The sequence below is a fragment of the Mycobacterium sp. TH-M116 genome (assembly GCF_057473685.1).
The window spans coordinates 1-6,547 of record NZ_JBYCLC010000153.1 but is presented as its reverse complement, the minus strand read 5'-3'; the positions used below and the strand labels follow the sequence as shown (position 1 = coordinate 6,547).

Here is a 6,547-nt window from a genome sequence, read left to right as displayed (position 1 = left end):
GCCGGGCGAGGTGGCCGTGCCGGGCGAGGTGGCGGGAGCGTCAGGTGCAGCAGTCACAAGCGCCAGTCTATCGAGCGGCGCTTTTGGCCAGCCCAGGCGTTGAGCGCCCGACGGCCCCTGCCACACTTGCAGCATGCCGCGGCTTGGCGAGCCGAGTCCTTATGTGGAGTTCGACCGAAAGCAATGGCGTGCGCTTCGCATGTCGACGCCGCTGGCCCTGACCGAAGCCGAACTCGTCAGCCTGCGCGGACTCGGCGAGCAGCTCGACCTGCTCGAGGTCGAAGAGGTTTACCTTCCACTGGCTCGGCTCATCCACCTGCAGGTCGCCGCCCGCCAGCGTCTGTTTGCTGCCACCGCCGAGTTCCTCGGCGAGCCGCAGCAGAACCCGGATCGGCCGGTGCCGTTCATCATCGGCGTTGCCGGCAGCGTTGCGGTCGGCAAGTCCACGACCGCGCGCGTGCTCAAGGCCCTGCTGGCCCGCTGGGGACACCACCCGCGGGTCGACCTGGTGACCACCGACGGCTTCCTGCACCCGAACGCCGAGTTGGACCGGCGAAACCTCATGCACCGCAAGGGTTTCCCCGAAAGCTACAACCGGCGGGCGCTGATGCGCTTCGTGACGACGGTCAAGTCCGGGTCGGAGTACGCGTGCGCGCCGGTGTACTCCCACCTGCACTACGACATCATTCCAGGAGCCAAACAGGTGGTCCGGCATCCCGACATCCTGATCTTGGAGGGCCTCAATGTCCTGCAGACCGGTCCGACCCTGATGGTGTCGGACCTGTTCGACTTCTCGCTGTATGTGGATGCGCGCATCGAAGACATCGAGCAGTGGTACGTCTCGCGGTTTTTGGCGATGCGCAGCACGGCGTTCGCCGATCCCGAATCGCACTTCCACCACTACGCGGCCCTCAACGACACCAAGGCCGTCGCCGCCGCGCGCGAGATCTGGCGGTCGATCAACCGGCCCAACCTGGTGGAGAACATCCTGCCCACCCGGCCCCGCGCGACCCTGGTGCTGCGCAAGGACGCCGACCACTCCATCAACCGGCTGCGTCTGCGCAAACTGTAGCTGCCGGGCTCCGCGCCTACACCGCTTCGGCCTCGATGAGGCTGAACGGGGACGCGGTTTCGACCACCCGCACCAGCCGGAAGCCGGTGCGCTGCAGGAGCCGGCTGTATTCCTCGGCGGTGCGTTCGGCCGCGGCGGCGCTGACGAACATGTCCAGGTCCAGCCATTTGCCCGCGAAATCTCGGTCGTGGGTGGGGATCACCAGTTCGACAAGGACGACGTGCTTGCCCTTGCCGCACGCCGAGCGCACGTTGCGCAAGATGCGCTCCGCGTCGTCGTCGAGCCAGTCGTGAATCACGTTCTTGAGGACGTAGACGTCGCCACCGGCGGGTATGACGTCGTCGAAAAACGATCCCTCGGCGATTTCGACGCGGCCGTCGACACGGTATCTGCGGAGTCCCTCCACGGCGCCCGCCACGACCTGGGGCATGTCGAACAGGATGCCGCGCGCCTGCGGTGTGGCGGCGAGGATGGCCGAAAGCAGCCGGCCGTGCCCACCCCCGACGTCGACGACGGTGGGGTTGGCACCGAAGCGCCCGAAGTCGTAGGCCGCCATGAGCGGGGCGATCGAGAGTTCGGACACGTTGGTCATGGCCTCGTTGAAGATGGCGTTCAGTTCCGGCTGGCCGGCCAGGTAGTCGAACATGTTCTGGCCGCGCATCTCGGCGGCGACGCACCGACCCTCGCGGATACCCTCGGTCAGATGGCTCCAACGCTCACGCAACTGGGGCGAACCCGCCCACCTGGCCCACGCGGCCAGGGAGACCTCGGCGTCGCGACGCAACGGCTGCGCCAACGGGGTCAGGTCGTAGCGGCCGTCGCGGCGTCGGCGAAAAATCCCGCGCGAGATGAGGGCGCGCATCAATCGGGCGAGCGCGTCGGTGTCCGCATCGACCGCCTTCGCCAAATCCGCGGCCGAGAGCGGACCTTTCGCCAGCGCGTCGGCAATGCCGAGGTCGGCCGCCGTCGTGATCGCTTGCGACACCCACGCGTCCATCAGCATTTCCAGCAGGACCGCCGGAGCGGGAAGCGTCCGGCGGTACAGCCGGCCCAGGTGGTGCCTGGCACGTTCGATCGCCCGGACGACTTTCGCGGGCGGAATCGTCGACATAGCCATTCCAGTGCCCCTTCAGTGGTCTTCGGTGGTCTTCGGTGGCCTTCGGTAGTCGATGCCCCGGCTGCGAGCGTAGCGGCCGCGGCGCCGCTGCATCCGGTTCGTCAACGTGGGGGTCGCCATATGCCCGGTTGTGGCCCGGTTGCAGCCCGGTTGTAGCACGTCGGCCGTCTCGGCTACCTGCCGTACCTGCGGTGCCGCGCGCTGTAGGCGCGCAGCGCACGTAGGAAGTCCACCCGGCGGAACGCGGGCCAGTGCGCCTCGGTGAACCACATCTCCGAGTACGCGCTCTGCCACAGCAGGAAGCCGGACAGGCGTTGCTCGCCCGAGGTGCGGATCACCAGGTCGGGGTCGGGTTGCCCAGAGGTGTAGAGGTTTTCGGAGATGGCGTCGGCGGTCACGGCGTCGACGAGTTCCTCGGCGGTCGCGCCGTTGGCGAGTTCTTTGCTCAGCAACGCCCGCACCGCGTCGACGATCTCCCGGCGTCCCCCGTAGCCGACCGCGACGTTGACATGGAAGGACGCCGCGAGCGGTGTGGACTTGACCGCGCCGCGCAGCCGCCGGGCCGGCTCCTCGCCGAGCAGCTCGAGGTCCCCGACGGTGCGCACGCTCCAGCGGTTGGCCGGCGCACAGATCTCCTCGACGACCTCGGTGATGATCTCGATCAGCCCGGCCAGCTCGGTGGGATCGCGCTGCAAGTTCTCGGTGGACAACAGATAGACGGTGGTCATCTCGATGCCCGCTTCCTGGCACCAGCGCAGCATCTCGGCGATCTTGGCCGCCCCCATCCGGTACCCGTAACTGACGTCGTCGTGACCGGCGTCGCGCGCCCAGCGCCGGTTCCCGTCGCACAGGACCGCGATGTGGCGCGGCAATTCGGCTCGTGAGGCGGCCAAGCCCTGCCGCAACCGCAGCTCGTAGATCTTGTAGAGCGGTTCCTTGAGCCGGGGCGGAATGATCTCCACGAAGACCCACCCTACTGTCGGGCCCAGCGATTTCGACCGCCATTGCACCGGATGCCGCGAACGGCCGACACCATCGCGTAACCATTCGCGGCTAGGGTGGTCGCACGACAGGCCCTCGACACGCACTCGACGTGGCAGGAAAAAGGAGCCATGAGCAGCCAGACCAGCACTTCCCCCAATTCGGGGCCCAATTCGGGGCCCAATGCGGGGCCCAATGCGGGGCCCAATGCGGGGCCCGGAGCACCGGGGCGCGGCCAGGAGAACCCGGTCGAAGAGCTCGTCAAGGGTGCCGCCGACGTCTTAACCAGGCCGCGGATGCGCGGCTGGATCCATTTCTACTCGGCGTGGTTGGCGGTGGTGTGCGGGGCGACGCTGGTGTCGGTCTCCTGGGCGGTCGCCTCGCCGCGCGCGGGTCATTCGACACTGGTCTACGCCGCCGCCACGGTGGCGATGTTCGCCGTCAGCGCGACCTATCACCGCGTCCAGTGGAAATCGGCGACCGCACGGCTGTGGATGCGACGGCTGGACCATTCGACGATCTATCTGTTCATCGCCGGCAGCTACACCCCGTTCGCGCGCCTGGCCATGCCGCAGAACACCGGGGTGGTGGTGCTGTGGATCGTGTGGGGCGGCGCGGTGGCCGGGATTCTGCTGACGGTGTTCTGGCCGACGGCACCCCGGTGGGTGGGCGTGCCGCTGTATCTGCTGCTGGGCTGGGTGGCGGTGTGGTACTCCCCGACGATCATCCACACGGCCGGGGTGGCCGCGATGGTACTGCTGGCAGTCGGCGGTGTGCTGTACAGCGTCGGGGGGGTGTTCTACGGGCTGCGCTGGCCCGACCCGTGGCCGCGCACCTTCGGCTACCACGAGGTGTTCCACGCGTTCACCGTGCTCGCGGCGGTTCTGCACTACATCGCGATGTGGCTGGCCGTCTTCTACGTCGGCCACCCGGCCTGATCGAGGCGAACTTTCAGAGCTGGGTCACGTCGGCGGCCGACCAGTACGCTTTCATCGTCGCGATCCTGCCGCGATCGTCGAAGGCCATGACGTCGATCGGCTCGATCACCATCCGGTGACCGCCGGTGTTCACAGTCAGCCGGAACTGGAAAGCCGCCTCGTCGCCGGCCACCCGCAGCGACACCAGTTCGCATTCGCGCCGTGCGTCGTCGATCGCGGAGTAGAAGCGGTGGATCGCCTGCCGGCCGATGTGCACCTCGCCGCCGACCGGGTCCTCGACGGAGGCGTCGTCGGCATACAGCTCGACCAGGTCGTCGGCGCTGCCCGTGGCGATCAGCGCGATGTAGCGGTTGACGGTGTCGGTGATCGCTCGAGTCCGGTCGTCGGAGTGCGGCATGTGAGGCAGGGTAACGGTCGGGCTATCGCCGGGGGACACCCAGGGCCGCGGCCAGATCGGCTGCCCGGGTCACGGGGGGATCGCACACCCGGCCGCGGCACACGTAGGCGGTGTCGGCGTCGCGCACCCGACTGCGGCCGGCGAACAACGCCGACGAGTCCGGCGCCCCTCCGATGACGATCGCCCCGCCGGGCGCCAGGCGGCGGGCCTCGGTCAGCAGCTCGGAGTGTGCCGGGTCGCAGGCGACCGCGATCTGCAGCGGCCCGCGAACCGCCAGCTCGGCGACGGACACCCAGTTACCGACCGAGTGGGGCGCCTGCGACAGCAGTATCGAATGCGCATTGAGCGAATCGGAGGCTGCCTGCAGGTACCGCTCGGCGCGGGGCCCGTCGACCAGATGCGCGGCGGTCAGCAGCGCTTCGGTGATCGACGACGCGCCCGACGGCGTCGCCCCGTCCAACGGGTCGGCGGGCCGCAACATCAGCTCTTCGGCGTCGTCGGCGGTGTCGAACCAGCGGCCTGGCCGGTACGGATCGGCGAAGTGCTGCATCGCCGTGTCCAGCAGCCCGATCGCACCCGTGCGCCAGTTCTCCTGGGCGGTGACCTGATACAGCGCCAGCAGCCCGGCGGCCAGCGTGGCGTGATCGTCCAGGGTGGCGGCGCTGTCACCGACCACCCCGCCCAGGCTGGAACGCCGCAGCCGGCCGTCGGCGACGTGCAGTTCCAGCAGCTTCGCCGCACACCGCGCCGCGGCGCGGGCCAACTCCGGCTCGTCCAGGGCCACGCCGGCTTCGACGAGCGCGGCAATCGCCAGCCCGTTCCAGCAGGTGACGACCTTGTCGTCGCGTCCCGGCTGGGCCCGGGTGCGGCGGGCGGCCAGCAGCGCCGAGCGCACCCGCTCCAGCCGTTGCGGGTCGTCGGGGTCTTCGCGCAGCTGCAGCACCGAGGTCCGGTCCTCGAAAGTGCCGGATCGGGTTACCGTGAAAAGTTTTGCGGCCCAACGGCCGTCGTCATCGCCGAGCGCATCGCTCAGCTGCTTGCGGGTCCAGACGTAGGTCGAACCCTCGCGGCCGTCGGCGTCGGCGTCCAGAGACGAGACGAACATGTCGGCGTCGGAGAGCTCCACGAGCAGGAACCGCGCTGTCTCGGCGGTGACGCGGCGGGCCAGCGGATCTCCGGTGCGGCGGAACCAGTGCGCATAGGCGCGCAGCAGCAGCGCGTTGTCGTAGAGCATCTTCTCGAAATGCGGAACCACCCAGGCGTTGTCGACGCTGTAGCGGGCGAAGCCGCCGGCCAGTTGATCGTAGATGCCGCCACGGGCCATCGCGCCGCCGGCGCGTTCGACCGCCTCCAGGGAGGCCCGCGACTTGGTGCGCTCGTAGTTGCGCAACAACGCCTCGAGAACGGCGGCCGACGGGAACTTGGGTGCGTCGCCGAAGCCGCCGTTGACCTTGTCCTCGCCGGCCAGGAGCGACGCGACTGCGTAGTCGCAGACTGCGGGGACCAACGCCGGGCCCCCGCTTGCTTGCTCCCAGAACGCGTCCGTCATCGCCCGCAACTCCCCGGCTATGCGGTCGGACGCCTCCTCGACCTCGTCGCGCCGTTCCCGCCAGGCCTGGGTGACCGCCGAAAGGATCTGCAGGAAATCTTTTTTCGTGTAATAGGTGCCGCAGAAGATCGGCCGGCCGTCGGGCGTCAAGAAACACGTCATCGGCCACCCGCCCCGCCCGGTGAGCGCGACAGTGGCGCTCATGTAGACCGCGTCGATGTCCGGCCGCTCCTCCCGGTCGACCTTGACGCAGACGAACCCCGCGTTCATCGCGTCCGCCACCTGATGGTCCTCGAACGACTCGTGGGCCATGACGTGACACCAGTGGCAGGCGGCGTAGCCGACGGACAGCAAGATCGGCACGTCGCGCGCAGCCGCGAGTGCCAGCGACTCCGACGTCCATTGCTGCCAGTGCACGGGATTGTCGGCGTGCTGGCGCAGATATGGACTGGCCGCCAGCCCGAGGGTGTTCGTCTCGGAGAGGTCAGCGGGG

The 6,547-nt window shown here is 68.8% G+C and carries 6 protein-coding genes; 2 read left to right on the top strand and 4 right to left on the bottom strand.

The features are described from left to right. Positions 1-133: 133 nt before the first annotated feature. The gene (gene coaA, locus AC2VOK_RS07545) at positions 134-1,072 is read left to right on the top strand and encodes a type I pantothenate kinase (protein WP_428899911.1); all 939 of its coding nucleotides are present in this window, start codon (positions 134-136) and stop codon (positions 1,070-1,072) included. Positions 1,073-1,088: 16 nt separating this feature from the next. On the opposite strand, the gene AC2VOK_RS07540 is transcribed toward coaA, so the two are convergent. After that, positions 1,089-2,189: a methyltransferase gene (locus tag AC2VOK_RS07540; RefSeq protein WP_428899910.1), complete on the bottom strand. Its 1,101-nt coding sequence runs from the start codon at positions 2,187-2,189 to the stop codon at positions 1,089-1,091. Positions 2,190-2,362: 173 nt separating this feature from the next. Continuing rightward, the gene (locus AC2VOK_RS07535; RefSeq protein ID WP_421528538.1) at positions 2,363-3,151 is read right to left on the bottom strand and encodes a (2Z,6E)-farnesyl diphosphate synthase; all 789 of its coding nucleotides are present in this window, start codon (positions 3,149-3,151) and stop codon (positions 2,363-2,365) included. 150 nt (positions 3,152-3,301) lie between these two features. Between AC2VOK_RS07535 and trhA the strand changes: the two genes are divergently transcribed. Next, on the top strand, positions 3,302-4,108 hold the full coding sequence (trhA, locus tag AC2VOK_RS07530; RefSeq protein WP_428899909.1) for a PAQR family membrane homeostasis protein TrhA: 807 nt from the start codon (positions 3,302-3,304) through the stop codon (positions 4,106-4,108). Between the two features lie 13 nt (positions 4,109-4,121). On the opposite strand, the gene AC2VOK_RS07525 is transcribed toward trhA, so the two are convergent. Then, complete coding sequence (locus AC2VOK_RS07525) at positions 4,122-4,505, bottom strand: nuclear transport factor 2 family protein (RefSeq protein ID WP_421528536.1); 384 nt, start codon at positions 4,503-4,505, stop codon at positions 4,122-4,124. A gap of 22 nt (positions 4,506-4,527) precedes the next feature. Continuing rightward, positions 4,528-6,547, bottom strand: a 2,020-nt coding sequence (locus tag AC2VOK_RS07520; RefSeq protein WP_428899908.1) for a thioredoxin domain-containing protein, incomplete at its 5' end; no start/stop codon positions are given.

Coding starts and splice junctions, on each gene's coding strand:
- coaA (WP_428899911.1), top strand. CDS start 134: ATGCCGCGGCTTGGCGAGCCGAGTCCTTATGTGGAGTTCGACCGAAAG.
- AC2VOK_RS07540 (WP_428899910.1), bottom strand. CDS start 2,189: ATGGCTATGTCGACGATTCCGCCCGCGAAAGTCGTCCGGGCGATCGAA.
- trhA (WP_428899909.1), top strand. CDS start 3,302: ATGAGCAGCCAGACCAGCACTTCCCCCAATTCGGGGCCCAATTCGGGG.
- AC2VOK_RS07525 (WP_421528536.1), bottom strand. CDS start 4,505: ATGCCGCACTCCGACGACCGGACTCGAGCGATCACCGACACCGTCAAC.